General features: G+C 62.8%; 19 protein-coding genes (1 of these 19 cut by a window edge). 1 reads left to right on the top strand and 18 read right to left on the bottom strand.

The features are described from left to right. On the top strand, positions 1-265 hold the 3' portion of the coding sequence (locus GE073_RS07010; protein WP_028600553.1) for a YgzB family protein. Its footprint begins 131 nt before the window's first position; the window shows 265 of its 396 coding nt (coding positions 132-396); its start codon lies beyond the left edge, outside the window; its stop codon occupies positions 263-265. 57 nt (positions 266-322) lie between these two features. On the opposite strand, the gene GE073_RS07005 is transcribed toward GE073_RS07010, so the two are convergent. The 18 genes from GE073_RS07005 to GE073_RS06925 all read right to left on the bottom strand — a co-directional run bounded on the left by GE073_RS07005 (position 323) and on the right by GE073_RS06925 (position 16,502). Further along, complete coding sequence (locus GE073_RS07005) at positions 323-2,056, bottom strand: glycosyl hydrolase family 18 protein (protein WP_153783131.1); 1,734 nt, start codon at positions 2,054-2,056, stop codon at positions 323-325. Positions 2,057-2,184: 128 nt separating this feature from the next. Then, complete coding sequence (gene perR, locus GE073_RS07000) at positions 2,185-2,622, bottom strand: peroxide-responsive transcriptional repressor PerR (protein WP_028600555.1); 438 nt, start codon at positions 2,620-2,622, stop codon at positions 2,185-2,187. Positions 2,623-2,725: 103 nt separating this feature from the next. Then, positions 2,726-4,714, bottom strand: coding sequence for a DUF4097 family beta strand repeat-containing protein (locus GE073_RS06995; protein ID WP_194843297.1), 1,989 nt, complete (start codon positions 4,712-4,714; stop codon positions 2,726-2,728). Next, positions 4,711-5,436, bottom strand: a complete 726-nt coding sequence (locus GE073_RS06990) for an MgtC/SapB family protein (RefSeq protein ID WP_043111992.1) — start codon at positions 5,434-5,436, stop codon at positions 4,711-4,713. Before GE073_RS06990 ends, GE073_RS06995 begins: the two co-directional genes overlap by 4 nt. Before the next feature lie 217 nt (positions 5,437-5,653). Then, positions 5,654-7,096: an Asp-tRNA(Asn)/Glu-tRNA(Gln) amidotransferase subunit GatB gene (gene gatB / locus GE073_RS06985; protein ID WP_028600558.1), complete on the bottom strand. Its 1,443-nt coding sequence runs from the start codon at positions 7,094-7,096 to the stop codon at positions 5,654-5,656. A 41-nt stretch (positions 7,097-7,137) separates the two neighbouring features. Further along, a complete protein-coding gene (gatA, locus tag GE073_RS06980) occupies positions 7,138-8,586 on the bottom strand; it encodes an Asp-tRNA(Asn)/Glu-tRNA(Gln) amidotransferase subunit GatA (protein WP_153783129.1) in 1,449 nt (482 codons plus the stop codon). A gap of 28 nt (positions 8,587-8,614) precedes the next feature. After that, entirely contained in the window at positions 8,615-8,902 is a 288-nt protein-coding gene (gene gatC, locus GE073_RS06975; protein WP_028600560.1) for an Asp-tRNA(Asn)/Glu-tRNA(Gln) amidotransferase subunit GatC, read from the bottom strand. Between the two features lie 277 nt (positions 8,903-9,179). Further along, positions 9,180-9,887: a metal-dependent hydrolase gene (locus GE073_RS06970; RefSeq protein ID WP_153783128.1), complete on the bottom strand. Its 708-nt coding sequence runs from the start codon at positions 9,885-9,887 to the stop codon at positions 9,180-9,182. A 64-nt stretch (positions 9,888-9,951) separates the two neighbouring features. Then, positions 9,952-10,335: an ATPase gene (locus GE073_RS06965; RefSeq protein ID WP_153783127.1), complete on the bottom strand. Its 384-nt coding sequence runs from the start codon at positions 10,333-10,335 to the stop codon at positions 9,952-9,954. 80 nt (positions 10,336-10,415) lie between these two features. Continuing rightward, the gene (locus GE073_RS06960; protein ID WP_101808758.1) at positions 10,416-10,901 is read right to left on the bottom strand and encodes a hypothetical protein; all 486 of its coding nucleotides are present in this window, start codon (positions 10,899-10,901) and stop codon (positions 10,416-10,418) included. 30 nt (positions 10,902-10,931) lie between these two features. Further along, positions 10,932-11,357, bottom strand: a complete 426-nt coding sequence (locus GE073_RS06955) for a hypothetical protein (RefSeq protein ID WP_101808757.1) — start codon at positions 11,355-11,357, stop codon at positions 10,932-10,934. Beyond that, on the bottom strand, positions 11,354-11,500 hold the full coding sequence (locus GE073_RS06950) for a hypothetical protein (protein WP_153783126.1): 147 nt from the start codon (positions 11,498-11,500) through the stop codon (positions 11,354-11,356). The genes GE073_RS06955 and GE073_RS06950 overlap by 4 nt, the downstream gene beginning before the upstream one ends. A gap of 19 nt (positions 11,501-11,519) precedes the next feature. Beyond that, the gene (locus GE073_RS25010; protein ID WP_180968469.1) at positions 11,520-11,669 is read right to left on the bottom strand and encodes a hypothetical protein; all 150 of its coding nucleotides are present in this window, start codon (positions 11,667-11,669) and stop codon (positions 11,520-11,522) included. A gap of 22 nt (positions 11,670-11,691) precedes the next feature. After that, the gene (locus GE073_RS06945) at positions 11,692-12,594 is read right to left on the bottom strand and encodes a hypothetical protein (protein WP_153783125.1); all 903 of its coding nucleotides are present in this window, start codon (positions 12,592-12,594) and stop codon (positions 11,692-11,694) included. Between the two features lie 12 nt (positions 12,595-12,606). After that, positions 12,607-13,548: a magnesium transporter CorA family protein gene (locus GE073_RS06940; RefSeq protein ID WP_228551338.1), complete on the bottom strand. Its 942-nt coding sequence runs from the start codon at positions 13,546-13,548 to the stop codon at positions 12,607-12,609. Continuing rightward, complete coding sequence (locus GE073_RS06935; RefSeq protein WP_101808754.1) at positions 13,541-14,947, bottom strand: ATPase, T2SS/T4P/T4SS family; 1,407 nt, start codon at positions 14,945-14,947, stop codon at positions 13,541-13,543. Before GE073_RS06935 ends, GE073_RS06940 begins: the two co-directional genes overlap by 8 nt. After that, entirely contained in the window at positions 14,944-15,780 is an 837-nt protein-coding gene (locus GE073_RS06930) for a CpaE/TadZ family protein (protein ID WP_153783124.1), read from the bottom strand. The genes GE073_RS06935 and GE073_RS06930 overlap by 4 nt, the downstream gene beginning before the upstream one ends. Further along, entirely contained in the window at positions 15,777-16,502 is a 726-nt protein-coding gene (locus tag GE073_RS06925) for an SAF domain-containing protein (protein ID WP_028600568.1), read from the bottom strand. Before GE073_RS06925 ends, GE073_RS06930 begins: the two co-directional genes overlap by 4 nt. Between the last annotated feature and the right edge of the window lie 22 nt (positions 16,503-16,524).

The raw sequence follows: 16,524 nt of genomic DNA, 5'->3' as shown, positions 1-16,524 counted from the left end.
CGCGATCTTCATGGTCATCGGCATGATCGCGCTGGTGATCAGCGTCGGCATCTACTTCTGGGCGGGCATGCTGTCCACGAGCGCGGTCATGCTGATCTGCCCGGAATGCGGGCGCCAGACCAAAATCCTGGGCCGTACGGATCGCTGCATGTACTGCAAAACGATTCTGACGCTGGATGCGGAGCGCGCTACGGAAGGCTACGAGGCTCCCGAGACGCATGCCGCGCCGGAGGACAAGCCGGCCCCGCCCGCAAGCCAAGCCTGACCGCAGCAAAACCGCCGGACCTCTCGCAGGTCCGGCGGTTTTTTCATTCTTTTGGAATCAGGAAGGACGAGACAGACTCTCATGAATGACGCCCCAGATGCTGTCCGTCTGGAAAGAACGCGCCCAAGTAGCAACGCCGGCCAAGCCGTACTTGTGCACGAGCTCCACCCTCGCCTCGATCGACCGCTCATCCTCGATCCAGATCCGGTTTCGGACGCCTTCCTTTTCGGCATACTCGATGTAGTTCTGTCCAGCCGCCTCATCGAACACGGGTGTCAGCTTGCGGTCCCGCATGATCTCGCGGATGCGATCCATGCCGACGGCCTTGGACGACACGTCTACGCTCCCATCCTCGCCCTTGGACTCGCTCCAGATCCGGGTATACAGCGGCATGCTGAGCACGAGCTTCACCGGATCGACGCCGTCTTCCTCCAGCAGGCGCTTTATGGAAGCCTCTACCCAAGGAAGCGATGCGACCGAGCCGGCCTTTGGACTGCTCGCCCAGTGCTCGTCATACGCCATCAGCATCATATAGTCGACGCTGTCGATCAGCGCCTCGCGATCGAGGAACAGCGACCACATCTCGCTGCTCGACTTCGGGGTGACATCGATCGAGACGATCAGCCCCGCTTCGTGCAGCATCGGAGACAGCTCCCGCACGAACTGCACGAAGTTCTGCTTGTCTGAGGTGCGCACGTTCTCGAAGTCGATATTGATCCCCTGCAGCTTGTACATCTCCGCATAAGCGAGCAGCTGCCGGATCATCGTGAACCGGGTCTCGGCGCTCGAGAGCACCTTGGTCGTCAGATCCGGATCAAAGGCGTTGCTGAACAGCGCCCACACCTGCATCCCCCTCTGGCGAGCCCAGGCTCCGTAGGACGCATCGGCCTTGCTGCGGATCTGGCCGCTGCCGTCGCTGACCTCGAACCAGGTCGGACTGACGACGTTGACGCCCTCCATCGCCGGATAGCCGGACGGATCGGGATGCTTGCTGTAAACGGCTTCCCAGGTGAGATTGACCTTCTGGCCCGGCTTCCATGGAAGCGCAGGCTCCTCCTCCTGGAGCGGCGCGATCACGCGGTCTCCGGTGAAGCGAAGCTCTTTTTTGCGGACATAGCCCGAGTGGCCCTCCGGCCCTTGCACCTTGTACCAGTCTTCCTGCTCGCCCCATACGATCAGCGGCTGGCCCGGCGCGGCCCGATCCACATAGGGACGATGGATGGACGGCTCCGACCGCACGAAAATGTCCTCGTCATCCTTCGCGGAAACGGCCATCCTGAGCCGGTCCCCGGCTCTTTCCAACGTCATGACGCCGCTCACGGAGGAAATCTCCGCCTGGATGCCGTACAACGTCTTGAGCGGAGACAGCGGCATGTAGACGCGTCCGTTTCGTTCCACCGGTGCTACGGCAAGCTGGAACGGCTTGTCGCCGAGCTTGGCTTGCAGCTCGTCCTTTTTCATGAAGAGCACCTTCGTATCGCTCGTGAGGATGATCGACTGCGTCTTCTCCTCGTACCAGACGGGCAGATCGCTGCCCAGCACCGTCCTGATCGCCTCGAGCGGAAGCAGCGTCTGGCCTTGCTCGATCAGCGCGCCTTCCTTCAAGTACGTCCCGCCGTAGAACAGCGGATGGGCATGGCCGTATTCCGGCTTCATATCGTCACGGCTCGGCGTGAGCTTGCTGTAGGCCGCCCACGCGCCCGCTATCATTCCAATTATCAGGCAAAAGCCAAGCAGCCGCCGGAAGCCGCTTCTGCGGCGCTTGCCTCCGTAGGCTTGTCCCCTCTTCATGCTTCACGCTCCTTTGCTGTCATCCCCTAGACGAGTCTTGCCGACGGAAAGTTGTCTCTCTACTCTATGAGTCTATCGGCAAAAAAATGCAAAAAAAAAGCCGGGAAGCAGCGCTTCTCCAGGCTCGATTACGAGTGCGGCACGGCAGCCCGACAGGACGTGCACACGCCGTAGATCTCCATGCGATGACCTTCGACGCGGAATCCGGTCTCCCGCGAAGCGGCGCGCTCGACTTCCATCAGCGGCGGATAGTCGAAGTCGACGATCTCGCCGCAGACCTTGCAGATGGCATGATAATGATCCGACAGATTCGCATCGAAACGGCTTGAGTCGTCTCCGTAAGTCAGCTCCCGCACGAGGCCCGCCTCCACGAACAGCCGGAGGTTGTTGTAGATCGTCGCGACGCTCATGCTCGGGAAATCGGGTGACAAAGCTTTATAGATCTCATCCGCGGTAGGATGAGTCATCGAGTTCATCAGAAACCCAAGTATCGCGTGACGCTGCGGGGTCATGCGGACGCCGCTGGATTTAAGCTGCTCTAGGGCTTGTTCTACGCTGGCTCCCATTCCCGATCACGCCTTCCTTATAGTCTTAATTACTTTGTAGTAGTTCTATTGTACGCGCGGATTTCCCGTTTTGTCAACGAAACCGGCGCTCGCGCAGCTGGAACTATTCGGGCATGGACGGGTAGGCGTAGATGGAGATGTCGCTGTTCGCATCCACGCGAATCCGATGGAGGCCGAGTCCGATGATGCCTTCTACCCGCTTCTTCGTCACCTGGAGCGGCAGCTCCGAGCGGATCTCGCCGAACGTGACCGCGCCGTCCATGACAATGGAGGATGACGTCGGCAGCGACAGCATGACCTCGCCAATCGAGCTATCGATGTCCCAGCCCCCGCCGACGGACGAGCTGCGGATGCGGATCTCGCCGTTCAGCGTGTCGGCCTGAAGGCTGCCCGCCACTTCCTCGACCCGGATAAATCCGTTTTTCGTCTCGAGGATGGTCGACTCCCCCTCGATGTCGCCCACTTCAAGATTGCCGTTGCTCGTGTAGGCATTGATCGAGCCGCTGATGCGCGAAGCCTGGATGCTGCCGTCGCGGGCGGATAGGGCGGCATCGCCGAAGATCCGTTCCGCTGCGATATTGCCGCTGGTCGTGTCGGCCTCGACCTTGCCTCGAAGATCGCGCAGCTCGATAGAGCCGTTCCGGTTTTTGATCGTCCATCCTCCCTCGGCGGTCAGGCCGGACATCGACACGTTGCCGTTGCCGACATGGAGCAGCACCTTGACCGCCTGAGGTCCGGGAGTCGGCGAAGCCGACGGGCTTGGCGGCAAGGACGCTTCGGGCGTCGCCGCGGCGGACGGAGGCTCGCTCGGCCCGGCTGCCGTCATGCCGGAAACCGGCTCCAGGGACGCGCTGCCGCCGGCCGAAGGCAATGGAGCAGCAGCGGCGATGGACGGGCCAGGGGATGAAAGCCCTGTCGGCAAGGACGGCAGCGGCAGCAGAGGGAGCGGTTCCGGCTCGTCGATCCGGAACGAAGCCTCAAGATCGGCCGGCAACGTCACGATCAGATTGTAGCGGGGCAGCCGGGAGCCGTTCGCTCCGTAAGGCATGCCTTGGGCGGCGATTTCCAGCTTGTCTTCCGAGCTGACTTTCAGCTTCGACTTCTGGCGGACGTAATCTGCTTCCTGGGAATCCTCCGTATCCACCCATAGCTCGGCCTCGACGGTCACCAGACGGCTGTCCGGACTCGAGCGGACCGTCACATCGCCGTTCGGATTGTCGAGGATGACGCTCGTCACCTGCTCCTCGAGCGTCAGGACGATCGGCTCCTCCTCGTAGCGGAAGCCTTTTTCCTCCGACAGGTTTTCCAGGCTCGTCCGGCCGGCATACTGGTCGAGCCAGCGGAACGGCAGGCCCCCGTACTGGGTGACGGCATAGGCCGATCCGATGAGCAGCACAGCGGCCGCGGCCGCTCCAGCGCCGACGGACAGCCGGCGGCCGGGACGATGCTTTTCGAGCAGCTGGAACGCCAGCATCTCGATGCCGGCAAGCACGAACAGCATCGGCCACCAGTCGGAGAGCAGGCCGATGTCGTTGCGCTCGCGGACCTGATCCCACAGAAGGATCGCTCCGCAAGCCGCAAGCAGCAGGATGGAGCTGAGCCTTCCGAAGCGGAACTGCTCCGGCCGCCTTCGCAGCGACAGCCAGGCCGCCAGAGCGAGCAGCACCGCTCCGGAGGCCATGTCGCCGATCCAGTCGAGCCGCGGCTGGACCGCCTCGGTCGGGCGAATCAGAAACAACAGCAGCAAGCCGCCCGCCACCAGCACGAGGCTATGCCGCAAGGAAAACGGACCAGCGTCGCTTCTCTTGCCCGCGGGCGCAAGCTTGATTCGGGAATGGATTTCGAGCGAATCGAAGACGCTATAGAAATACAAAGCCGGCAGGGCGTAGCCGAGATAGAGCAGCAGCAGCGCGCGGCTCCCGCTCGTCGAATCCGAAAATCGGATCAGCGCCGCCAAATCAAGCAGCACGACGAGCAGCAGCAGCAGGCCGCGGCCGTACCAGCCCAAATACAGATGGCCGCCGCCCGGAAGCAAGGCGGCATAGAGGCCGGTCAGCCAACGATTTTTTCGGTTGCGGGCTTCGGCGCTCATTCGGCACTCACGGCATGCACGCCCTCCAGGCATTTGATTTTTTCCAACAGCGGAATCAGCTTATCCTGCTTCGGAAACGTAATATGCAGCAGGAGCATGACCCGCGGCCGCTCCAGCTCCCGGTCTCCGTACTCCTGCAGCGACAGCTTGCGCATGACGATGCCCTGCTCCGCGAGCAAGGCGCTCACGGCCTGCAGCAGCGCTTCCTTTTCGTCGGCCAGCACCTTCAGATGATGCTCGCGCTTGCCGCCGCTGAATTTTTTTTCGAGCTTGTTGAGCACGACGAGCACGAGCAGCACGAGCACGGTCGTCGCGACCGCCGGCAGCAGGAAGCCCGCGCCGACCGACAGGCCGATGGCGGATACGACCCAGAGCGAAGCCGCCGTCGTCAAGCCGGTGATCGACTTGCCCGTAAACAGGATTGTCCCGGCGCCCAGGAACCCGATGCCGGTAATGACCTGCGCGGCCAGGCGCGCGGGATCAAGCCGAACGTTCGTCTCGTTGACGAACTGGGCGAAGCCGTATATGGACAACAGCATCAAGAGGCAGGAGCCGAGACAGACGAGGATGTTGGTGCGGAAGCCGGCGGCGTGGTTGGACTGCTCCCGTTCGAACCCGACGAGGCCGCCGAGCAGCACCGCGATGAACAGCCTCAGCAGCAGCTCCCATTCGTTGATATACCACGGACTGTCCGAAGCGATCGAGTGTAGCGCGTTGTTCATGCCATTCCTCCCATGAATGCCGAATGTCCGTGCGCCGCGGGCATAACCGCCGACGCTTCTCATTGTATGCGCGGGCTTTAATTCTTTGCCGGGCATGGGGCATGTTGTATTTTACCCTGATTAGTGCGGATTGCCGCTTCTTTTTTAAATGAACAAAGCCGCCCTCCCGAATCGAGAGGACGGCTGCTGCCGGATATCCGGATGGATGCCGACGAATTCAGGCGTTGAGGACGTCGACGAGCAGCTTGTTGACGAGTCCGGGATTCGCCTTGCCTCGCGACTCCTTCATCACTTGGCCGACGAGGAAGCCGATCGCCTTTTCCTTGCCGGCTCGGTAATCCTCGACCGATTGCGGATTGGCGGCGACGATCTTCTCGACGATCGCCTTAATCGCGCCTTCGTCGCTGATCTGCACGAGTCCTTGCTCCTCGACGATCTGCTGCGGGCGCTTGCCGCTTTCGAGCATTTCCTTGAAGACGGTCTTGGCGATCTTGCCGCTGATCGTGCCCTTCTCCAGCAAGCCGATCATCTCGCCGAGGCCCTGGCCGGTGATGCGGACAGCCTCGATCTCCTTCCCGGTCTGGTTCAGGTAGCCGAGCAGGTCGCCCATGATCCAGTTGGAGACGGCCTTGGCGTCCTTGGTGTAGGACAAGCTCTCCTCGAAGAAGTCGGCCAGCTTTTTGGAAGCGGTGATGACGCCGGCATCGTAGGCGGGCAGGCCGTACTCCGCCGTATAGCGGGCTTGGCGAGCGTCCGGTAGCTCCGGGATGGAGGCGCGCACGCGCTCCTTCCACTCGCTGTCGATGTGCAGCCGCACGAGATCGGGGTCCGGGAAGTAGCGGTAGTCATGCGACTCTTCCTTGCCTCGCATCGAGAAGGTCTTGCCCTGGCTGTCGTCCCAGCGGCGCGTCTCCTGCACGACCGTGCCGCCGGCGTCGAGGATATCGGCCTGGCGGAGCTGCTCGTACTCAAGGCCGCGCTGCACGCCGCGGAACGAGTTCATGTTTTTAAGCTCGGCGCGAATGCCGAACTTCTCCTGGCCCCAAGGGCGCAGGCTGATGTTGGCGTCGCAGCGGAGGCTGCCTTCCTCCATCTTGACGTCGGATACGTCGCAGTACTGCATGATGGCGCGGAGCTTCTCCAGGTAAGCCTTGGCTTCCTCCGGCGTGCGCAAATCCGGCTCGGACACGATCTCCACAAGCGGCGTGCCGACGCGGTTAAAGTCGACGAGCGAGGCATAGCCGCCCTCGACATGGGTCAGCTTGCCCGCGTCCTCCTCCAGATGAAGGCGGGTGATGCCGATGCGCTTCGTCTTGCCGTCGACCTCGATGTCGATCCAGCCGTTCTCGCCGATCGGCTGGTCGAACTGGGAAATCTGATACGCCTTGGGCGAATCGGGATAGAAATAGTTCTTGCGGTCAAACTTGCTGACGTCGGCGATCGTGCAGTTCAGCGCCATCGCGGCCTTCATCGCGTAGTCGACCGCCTGGCGGTTGAGCACCGGCAGCACGCCGGGATGCCCCAGGCAGATCGGACAGGTATGGGTATTCGGCGGGGCGCCGAAGGAAGTCGAGCAGCCGCAGAAGATCTTGCTGGCGGTATGAAGCTCGACATGCACTTCAAGCCCGATGACCGTCTCGTACGATTGGTAGTGAGTCATGGCTTAGCTCCTCCTGCTTGCTTGATGCTTGATGCGGCGCCCTACAGCTGCGGGCGCGCCTTGTGGTGGTCCGTATGCTGCTCATAGGCATGGGCGGCGCGCAGCACGGTCGATTCGTCGAACGGCTTGCCGATGAGCTGCAGGCCGACCGGGAGGCCGTCCGCGAAGCCGCATGGCACGCTGATGGCCGGAACGCCGGCGAGGCTGACCGGAATCGTCACGATGTCGTTGAGGTACATCGTCAACGGATCGCCGATCTGCTCGCCGATGCGGAACGCCGTCGTCGGCGCGGTCGGTCCGACGAGCAGGTCGTATTTTTCGAACGCCTGGTCGAAGTCGCGCTTGATGAGCGTGCGGACCTTTTGCGCCTTGAGGTAGTAGGCGTCGTAATAGCCGGAGCTCAGCGCGTACGTGCCGAGCATGATGCGGCGCTTGACCTCCTGGCCGAAGCCTTGGCTGCGCGACTTGCGGTACAAGTCGATCAGGTTGTCCGGATCGTCCGCGCGCACGCCGTAGCGCACGCCGTCGAAGCGGGCCAGGTTGGAGGAAGCCTCGGAGGAGGCGAGCAGATAATAGGTCGCGACCGCATATTCGGTATGCGGCAGGGAAACTTCCTCCCAGGTCGCGCCGAGATCCTCAAGCACGCGCAGCGCGGCCAGCACCGCTTCCTTGACCTTCGGATCGATGCCCTCGCCCATGTACTCCTTCGGCACGCCGATGCGCATGCCCTTGATATCCCCGCTGAGCGAGCCGACATAGTCGGGGATGGAGACGTCGGCCGACGTAGAGTCCATGCGGTCGTGGCCGGCGATCGTCTGCAGCACATAAGCCGCGTCCTCGACGTTTTTGGTGATCGGCCCGATCGCGTCGAGCGAGGAGGCGAACGCCACCAGGCCGAAGCGGGAGACGAGGCCGTACGTCGGCTTGAGGCCGACGACGCCGCAGTAGGAGGCCGGCTGCCGGATCGAGCCGCCGGTGTCGGAGCCGAGCGCGAAGTAGACCTGGCCCGCCGCCACCGCCGCTGCGGAGCCGCCGCTCGAGCCGCCCGGCACATAGTCCGTATTCCACGGGTTGCGCACGGGACGGAAGCTGGAGTTCTCGTTGGAGCCGCCCATCGCGAACTCGTCCATGTTGAGCTTGCCGATCGTCACCGCTCCGGCATCCTGAAGCTTGCCGGAGACGGTCGCATCGTAGATCGGATCATAATTGGAAAGAAACTGGCTCGCGCATGTCGTGCGCAGCCCCTTGGTGACGATGTTGTCCTTGATGCCCGCAGGCAGCGCATGCAGCAGTCCCTTGGCCGCGCCGGCCTGATCGAGCTCGGCCGCGCGGACGCGCGCCGCCTCCTCGTTCAGCGTCAGGAACGCGCCGATCCGCTCGTCGGTCTCGGCGATCCGCGCATAGGCCGCCTCGGTCAGCTCGGCCGCGGACAGCTTGCCGGCGGCGAGCTCGTTATGTAGAGCCTGTAGTCTTTGATCGAATAAAGCCAACCGATGTTCCTCCCTTCGCCGCTAGCGGCTATTCCAGTACGGCAGGCACCTTGAACTGCCCGTCCTCGTCGTCCGGCGCGTTGCGCAGCGCAGTCTCGTTGGAGACGGACTCGCGCACCACGTCCTCGCGCATCACGTTCGTGACCGGAAGCACGTGGCTCGTCGGCTCGATGCCTTCCGTATCCAGCTCGTCCAGTTTTTCTGCGTACTTCAATATGGCGCTGAGCTGGCTGGCGAACTGTTCCTTCTCTTCCCCGCTCAGCTCCAGCCGCGCCAGATTCGCGACATGCTCGACCGTCTTCGCGTCGATGCTCATCGTTCTTTTCCCCCTTGCCTAGCAAGATGACTGATGCCTGACACCATTCCCCGTATTATACCTTGAGTCCGACAACATTCTCAATGCGCAGCGCTAAACGAATGCGGCAACGCGCACGAAAAAACCGCCGGACCGAAGGTCCGGCGGCCGATGCCGCGTGGAAGGCGCTATCCGCTTTTCCGCACGAAGCTTGCCGGTCTGAATTCGACCAGCAGCAAGCCTGCAAAAGTTCATGAACCCGCTCGCTTGCCCGGATTGGGCTCGAAGCGATCTCCGATCACTTCAGCCCAGCCAGGTCGAGCTTGCCGCCTGGCGGGACGACCTGGCCTTTGAGCCCCAGCTCGCCGAGCCGCGCGACGAACGCATCCGCATCCTGGCGGATCGGCGGGAACGTGTCGTAATGGATCGGCACGACAAGCTTGGCTCCGTACCACTCGGCGGCTTGCAGCGCATCCTCCGGCCCCATCGTATAGTGGCCTCCGATCGGGATGAACGCGACATCCGGCTGGTAGCGGCGGCCGATGAGCGCCATGTCGGAGAACAGGCAGGTGTCCCCCGCATGCAGGAACGTAAGGCCGCCGGCCTCGACGACGAATCCGGCCGGCATGCCGCCGTATACGATGCGCTGCTCGTCCTCGATCACGATGCCCGAGCTGTGGAACGCCTGCACCATCGTCGCCTTGGCAAAGCCGCCGAGATCAACCGTGCCGCCCATGTTCATACCTAGCTTTTTGGCTCCCTGCCAGGACATGTACGCGGCGAGCTCCGGAATCGCGACGATCGGCGCGCCGGTCCGCTTCGAGATGGCGGCGGCGTCCTGAATATGGTCCTGATGCGCATGGGTGAGCAGGATGTAATCCGCCTCCACCTCCTCCGCGCTTGTCCGGGCGAGCGGATTTCCGCTCAGAAACGGATCGATCAGCAGGGACTTGCCGTCCTCCAGCGTGATGCCGATGCAAGATTGTCCATGAAAAACAACGTTCATGCTTCGCTGCACTTCCTTTCGGATTAGGCTCTATTCCTCTATCCCCCGACGGCGGGAGGGTCAATCAGATCCACGCCTTGAGATTGACCTGGCGGATGAAATCCTCCCGGGTCTGCACGTCCTTGGACGAGAGGTCCTCCTCCTCCGGCACCTCCGCGTCGCCGCGGACGATGCGGTTGAACAGCTCCTCGTTGCGGGTGGCGAGCGCATAATCGATCAGCGCCTCGCGCTCCACGCGGTCGGCCTCCAGCTTCAAAAGCACCTTGTCGAGCTCGACATCCAATCCCGGAACGAGGAAGTTCCGGTTGTGTGCCGGAACGCGCACGACATAATCGAATACATTGTCCGCATTGCGGTCGTAAGCAATGATATATCCATACTCCCCGACAGGAAGATTCTGCTCATACTGATCGGAAACGATCACGACTTTTTCGCCGAGCTTGAACATCGGTCCATCGCCCTCCCTAGCACCACTCTTTCAATTCTAGTAAAAGTTTACTAGAAGGGAGGGGGGATGGCAAATCAAGATCAAGGCAAAACGAGCTGCGCCGTGCCCTTCACATGCCAGATGATCGGCTCCATGACGGAAAACAGCCGGGGATGCTCGATGCGGACGATCAGGACGACGCCTGGCCGATCCAGCGTCACTTCGTAGTCGAAGCGGCTGTCGCGGTATACATACGGGAAGGAATGCTCCCGGCCGATGACTTCCCACGCCTCGACGACAACGGCCGCTTTCAGCCTGGACCCTGCAGCCGGCCGCCCTTCGCCGTCCAAGAACAGGTTTTCCTGCAAATAGATGGCGGCGGCAGCCTCGGCCCGAGCTTTGTCGATGTCGAACCGACCTTCAGCCAGCTCCTCCTCATCCAGCTGCTGGGCGGCGGCATGAGCCGCGCGGTTGACAGCATGCTTCGCTTCGAACAGCATCCGCACGGCACGCTCCTCGTCCGCTTGCGCCGCATGCGCGCTCAGCCAGAGCATGCTCATCAGCAGGATCAGCAGCAGCTTGTACATCGTCTTCCCTACCTTTCCGCCACGAAACCGTTACGGCACGAATTCGCTCATCTTCAGTCCGACCGCTCGCATCCGCTCGCCTGCGGAAGGCGCGGGAATGCCGATCAGGCGGTCGATCTCGAACAGCCGCTCGTACGGATAGCTCGCCTCCAGCCGCAGTCCCGTCCCTCTCGGCAACGGCTCGCTCGCGCGGTCGGCCGGCAAGCCGTTCGTGGAGCTGACCCGGAACTCGACCGCCTCGGGCCGCATGCCGACGGCGGCGAGCCGCCCCCGCGCCTGCTCGAGCATCTCCGCATCGATGTAGCCGCGGCTGCCGCTCGCTCCGATCTCGAGCAGGTAATCCACTTCCTTCTGCAGCATCGCTTCCCGCATGACGAGCACATGCTTATAGACCGGCGAGAACATCATCCAGCACAACATCGCCGCGAACAGGACGAATACGAGAATCTGCTTCAAGGATCCGTGCTCCGAATGCTCTGGGACATAGCGCTTCCGAAGCTTTCCAAGCCGGCCTTCGTCCCCCGCGGTCCTTGCGCGACAGCGACATAAAGCAGCAGCACCGCGGCCAGCAGCAGCACCGATGCAAGAATTTCCTTCACGATTCCACCTTCCTTCGCATTAAGGGAGCAGGTTGCCGATCATCGTGTTCGCGCCGTTGCCTTGGGTCTGAATCCGCGCACGGGTGCCGGTCGCGTTGTCTGAAATGATCGTATTGAAGAGCACCAGCATGACGACGATCATCATGACGGTGACGAGAATGTTTCGCATGCTCTCACCTCCTTTTCTCGTATTATTGCAGGGAGTCGAACAGCTTCTGGCTTTCTCTCACCCAAGGGTAGATGAAGACTTGAAACGTGTAGAGGATCGGCAGGCCGGCGAGGATGAACAGCACGTAAGAGCCGGATTCCTTGCGGGATTCCTTGGCGATCTCCAGCTTTTCCTTGTAGTCGCGGATCCGCTCCCGCAGCAGCCCGTAGTAGGCATCGTCCTCGTGCAGCCGCAGGGAATCGACCGTCTCGGCGAAGCTGATCGCTTCCTCGGTGCCGACTCGCGTCTTGAACATGCGGATCGCCTCGCCCGCATCGTGATACCACTCGCCAAGCAGATTCTGGAGCTCGCCGCGGATCGACCTCGTATACGGAACGCAGCGCATGAGCTTGGCATGGATATGGAGCGACGAGCCTTGCAGGTACAGCAGCTGAGTGCTGACGGTATGGATCTCGCGGATGACTTTGGCGGAGCGTGCCTGTCGGATCGACTCCAGCGCGATCTTATCGACGAGCAGCGCGAACGTCAGCAAGATCAGCGCTCCCCAGCCTGCCAGCGGCAGGACAAGCAGCGGCCTGACGCCAAGAGCCGGCAGGCCGGCGCCAAGCAGGGCGGCAAGCGCGCCCGCCGCGAAGACGATCCGGCGAGCAGCCGCATAGGCCGCGCCGTCCCATCGAATTCCGCAGCCGGCCAGAAGCCTCGATCGCTCCTCGACGACGCGGCTGGTCCGCTTCAGACCTACGAGCCTCAGCTGACGATCCGCAAGCAGCCGCCCCTTCGGCCCGCGGCGCTGCAGATGCAGCCATCGCGGTCTTTTGGTCGACAGCCGCCGCAGCAGCGCATAGATCAGAATCGTCAGCAGGACAGCCTGAGCCAGCCAGGCGATCGCGAATCCGGCGCCGTTCCAAGCCTCGATGAGCTTCATGTCGAGCCTCCTTTACATCTTCTTGCGGGATAGCCAAAGCCCCATGACGAAAGAAGCGAAAATGAGGGCCAAAGCGTTGAGCAGAATGTCTCTGCCGCCAGGGTCGAGCACGTAATAGCGGTAGGAGCTTTCGGGATTGTAGCGGAAGTTGATCCCGAGGAACAGGCCGAGGAACAGCACCGGAGTGAAGTTCGCGATCCGGATCTCCAGCAGCTTGTGCCGCTCCTGCTCGTTGGCCCGCCTGGCCCTCCGCATATCGGAAATCAGATCATGAAGATTGTCCGAGATGTCATGGCCTTCGCTGATCGCCACCCGCAGGATCTGGACAAAGTAGTCTCCCCACAAGTGGCCGAGGGAAGCGGAGAACAGGCGCAGGCTCGCCTCGTCGTCTCCTCTGACGCATAGATTCCGGTAGAGCTGCTCGAAGGAGGCTTTCAAATGGCCTTGAAGCCGGTTCTCCTCCACCATCCGGCGGAGAGCTCCGCGGATCTGCCGCTGCCCTGCGACAAGATAGCATTGATAAAACAGCTCGGCTGCCGGCAGGAACTCGAGCCGGGTCTGAAGCTGCCGCTTGAGCAGCATCATCTTCAGAAAGGAATAGGGCGCGAGCGCAAGCATCAGTCCGAGCATCAGCGCGCCTTTGAGGCTGAGGAACAGGATGGCCCCTCCGGCTCCTCCCGACGCCAGCAGCAGCAGCGACAATAGCGCGAGCCCCTCCGGACGGATGCCGGACTGCAGCGCGTCCAGCGTGTCGCTCAGCTCCCGGTAAAGCCATCCGGAGCGCTGGAGCATGCGGCGGATCCGTTCGCGCAGCGACCGGCCGCGGCGATAATCGAGCCGGCTCGAGGCCAAGCGCGAATCGTCGCCGAAACGGAGCGCGGAAGCGATCAGCGGCATGAGCGCCAGGCACAGCGCGATCGCCGCCGCCAGGACAAGCCAAGACGATTCAAACATGGGCGGACTCTCCTTCGAAGCCCGCCTCCTGCAGCGTCAGTCCGCAAGCCGCAAGCCTCCGAGCCGCTTCGATGCCGGGCCGCGGCGCCAGCCTCCATCCCTCTCCGCGCCGATAGAGAGCCCATTCTTCCAGCGACGCCTCCCCGTCCCGCCAGCGGATCTCGCCCATGCGGACGATTCGGCGCTTGCCGTCGGCGATGCCCATCTCGATGCCGATCTGCGTGACATGCCTGGCGATCCGCTTGCACAGCCGCGCCGGATCCATTCCCCGCCCGTCGAGCATGCACATGTCGGTGATCGCCTCCGGCACGTCCTCCAGCCGGCTGGCATGCACCGTCGTCATGCTGCCGGCATGTCCGCGCGTACAGGCGCGGACATAGATGTTGGCGTCCTCGTCGCGGATCTCCGCATGCACGATCCGCTGCGGCGACTGCCGGAGCGCAAGCTTGAACGCTTGCGCCGGCCCGTGGCGCTCGTCCTCTTCGTCGGTCTCGTATTCGACGACGTTTTTATTCGGGAACTCCTTGCCGAGCATCATCTCCAGCCGGGACTCCAGCGTGACGATCCGTTCCTCGTCGGGCAGCTCGGCGATGAGCGCCTTAAGCAGATGCGTCTTGCCGGAGCCCGTCGGCCCGATCACGACCAGATTGTAGCGGACGGCCAGCACGGCATGCAGCATGCGCGACATCTGCGGGCAGAGAGTGCCGTAAGCCGGAGCGGCCAGCTCCTCCAGCCGGAACGCCTGCGCTTGGTAGAAGCGCATCGTCAGCGTCGGCAGCGAGGTGAAGCCGTACGCGGTCATCGTCACCCGGGTGCCGTCGCGCAGCATGACTTCCGCCCAGCGCTTGCGCGGGTTGATGCGGTCGTTGTTGTACAGCACCAGGTTCTGCTGGATCCGCTCCACCTCGCCGAGCGTCTGGAATTCGAAGGGAGACCGCTCCACCCGCCCTCCACGCATGAGATAGATCCGCGTGCCGACGACCTGGATCTCTTCGAGTCCCTCCCGTTCCTCGAGGATGCGCTCCAGCACGCCGAGTCCGATCACTTCCGCGAACAGCGCCTCCGCCAGCGACTTGTACGGGGAGCCCATGCCGGGAAGCTCATGAAGCCGCAGCTTCAGCAGCCGGTCGGCGACGAGCGCCATGATCTCCCGGCGCTCCTGACGATAGCCGAGGACGGCCCGGTTGAGCCGCTCTCCGTAAATCCGCCTCTCGTCGTCCGTCATGCCCCGCGGCGAGGCCAGAAAAGAGCGCATGTCCTCCGCCGCCTTGGCGAACGTATCGGGTGCGGCCGCATCCGCCGGATGCCCCGGGCCCGAAGCCTCGCTCGAAGCGGGCTGCCGGATGCCGGAACGCAGCTCCGCGGCGAGCGCCGCAGGCGAGAACCGCTCTCCGCTCATATTCTCAGTTCTCCGCGATGCGCCTTGAGCTTGCGGAACCAAGGCTGCTTGTCCTTGACCGGACGGCAGCGGATGCCGTGCCGTTCCGCCAGCTTGTCCGCAGCGAGGTCCATCGCGATCCGTCCTACGGCGTCCTGCTTCAGCCACGCCTGATACCGGCCTCGATCGAGCGACTCGTAAAAAGCTTGATTGGTCTTGAATTCGGCGATTACGGACAGTCGGGTTTCCTTTTCCATCTCTTTCATGCGATAACCTCCAGTGGTCGATGGGGATTGTATGGCGAGCAGATCGAATTGCTCCGGCAGGATGCCGAACAGAGGCGAGACTTGGCGGATCCAGCGATTGCAGTCCTCCTGAAAATGGGACAGCGCTCCGGTCGTGCACAGGATGCGGGAGCTCGCGGCCCTCATCGCGCCGATCGTCGCGGCATTATCCCAATAGCAGCCCGCATCCGCGACGACGGCCGGAAACGTCTGCCGGGCGATATCCAGCAGATGCTCCGTCTCTTCGAAGGAGTAGAACTCCGCCTGGTCGCGCATCTGATTGCCCGCCAGGACATGGACGAGCGGATGCCTGTCCGGCTGGATGCAGGCCCGTCGCAGCTGGGCGGAAGAGAGGGACGCGGAGGTCAGCTCGGGACGGATGCTGTCCAGCGTCGCTGGCGGACGATCCTGTCCGATGAAGCGGTGGATCTTGGCGCTCCGCAGGTTCAGGCAGAGGAAGCCGACCTCCTCCCCGCTCCTCTCCGCCAGTCTGCACGCAGCCGCGAAGGCGGCGGATGTCGTGCCGATATTCGGCGTCGTGCCGATGAAAGCGATCAACGGCGCGCTCATGGCGCCGCCCCCGTTCCAGCATCCGCGATATCGAGCGAGTCGGCGCTGTAGGCGATGACAAGCTTGACCTCCCCGCCTTTGCACAGCTCGTCGATCCGAAGCCACTGCTCCTCGGTCAAATTCAGGTTGACGAATTCGATCAAGCCGTTTGCGTCTCGGCGGGAGGCGTACATCTTTTGCCGGTTGCCCTCGGCAAGCGAGAGCAGATTCGGATTGTCCAGATCGTCGATCTCCTGATTGCCGCTCGTCTTGACCGACGCGACGACGACCGGGTCCGCAAACAGCCTCACGGACGCCGAGGCGGCGCCGGAGGCATACAGCACGACGCGGTCTCCGGCCCGGATGCCGCTCGACACGGAAAGCACGTACTCCCGCGGCAGCTGGAAGGTCGATTCGCTGCGCGCCGGCAGCAGCCGGTACGAGTCCAGCTTCCAGTCCCGCAGCGGCTCGCCCTGACCGAGCGGCACGACGGCCTCCTGTCCGGCGGCCAGCGACGGCTCCGACATCATGTCCTGCGCGAACGCGCCGGACGGTATCGTCTGCAGGCCGAGATCCTGCGCCTCGATGCGCTCGCCCGCCGCGATGAAGCGCTTCGGAACGAGCACCTGCACGGCATGCTGCCGCTCGATCGAGCGCAGCTGCACGAGGTAGAGCCCGTACACGAGGATCGCCGACAGCATCGCCGCGGCGATCCAGATGAATCTGTTCTTTCCTTTGCCCATAACGGCCCCTCCTGAGGAAAAA

The sequence above is a fragment of the Paenibacillus sp. B01 genome (assembly GCF_009649995.1).
GTDB lineage: Bacteria > Bacillota > Bacilli > Paenibacillales > Paenibacillaceae > Paenibacillus_O > Paenibacillus_O pasadenensis.
Note: the sequence above shows the minus strand (reverse complement) of the source record. Positions and strands in the feature narration are given on the sequence as shown.

Coding starts and splice junctions, on each gene's coding strand:
- GE073_RS07005 (WP_153783131.1), bottom strand. CDS start 2,056: ATGAAGAGGGGACAAGCCTACGGAGGCAAGCGCCGCAGAAGCGGCTTC.
- perR (WP_028600555.1), bottom strand. CDS start 2,622: ATGGGAGCCAGCGTAGAACAAGCCCTAGAGCAGCTTAAATCCAGCGGC.
- GE073_RS06995 (WP_194843297.1), bottom strand. CDS start 4,714: ATGAGCGCCGAAGCCCGCAACCGAAAAAATCGTTGGCTGACCGGCCTC.
- GE073_RS06990 (WP_043111992.1), bottom strand. CDS start 5,436: ATGAACAACGCGCTACACTCGATCGCTTCGGACAGTCCGTGGTATATC.
- gatB (WP_028600558.1), bottom strand. CDS start 7,096: ATGACTCACTACCAATCGTACGAGACGGTCATCGGGCTTGAAGTGCAT.
- gatC (WP_028600560.1), bottom strand. CDS start 8,902: ATGAGCATCGACGCGAAGACGGTCGAGCATGTCGCGAATCTGGCGCGG.
- GE073_RS06970 (WP_153783128.1), bottom strand. CDS start 9,887: ATGAACGTTGTTTTTCATGGACAATCTTGCATCGGCATCACGCTGGAG.
- GE073_RS06965 (WP_153783127.1), bottom strand. CDS start 10,335: ATGTTCAAGCTCGGCGAAAAAGTCGTGATCGTTTCCGATCAGTATGAG.
- GE073_RS06960 (WP_101808758.1), bottom strand. CDS start 10,901: ATGTACAAGCTGCTGCTGATCCTGCTGATGAGCATGCTCTGGCTGAGC.
- GE073_RS25010 (WP_180968469.1), bottom strand. CDS start 11,669: ATGCGAAACATTCTCGTCACCGTCATGATGATCGTCGTCATGCTGGTG.
- GE073_RS06945 (WP_153783125.1), bottom strand. CDS start 12,594: ATGAAGCTCATCGAGGCTTGGAACGGCGCCGGATTCGCGATCGCCTGG.
- GE073_RS06940 (WP_228551338.1), bottom strand. CDS start 13,548: ATGTTTGAATCGTCTTGGCTTGTCCTGGCGGCGGCGATCGCGCTGTGC.
- GE073_RS06935 (WP_101808754.1), bottom strand. CDS start 14,947: ATGAGCGGAGAGCGGTTCTCGCCTGCGGCGCTCGCCGCGGAGCTGCGT.
- GE073_RS06930 (WP_153783124.1), bottom strand. CDS start 15,780: ATGAGCGCGCCGTTGATCGCTTTCATCGGCACGACGCCGAATATCGGC.
- GE073_RS06925 (WP_028600568.1), bottom strand. CDS start 16,502: ATGGGCAAAGGAAAGAACAGATTCATCTGGATCGCCGCGGCGATGCTG.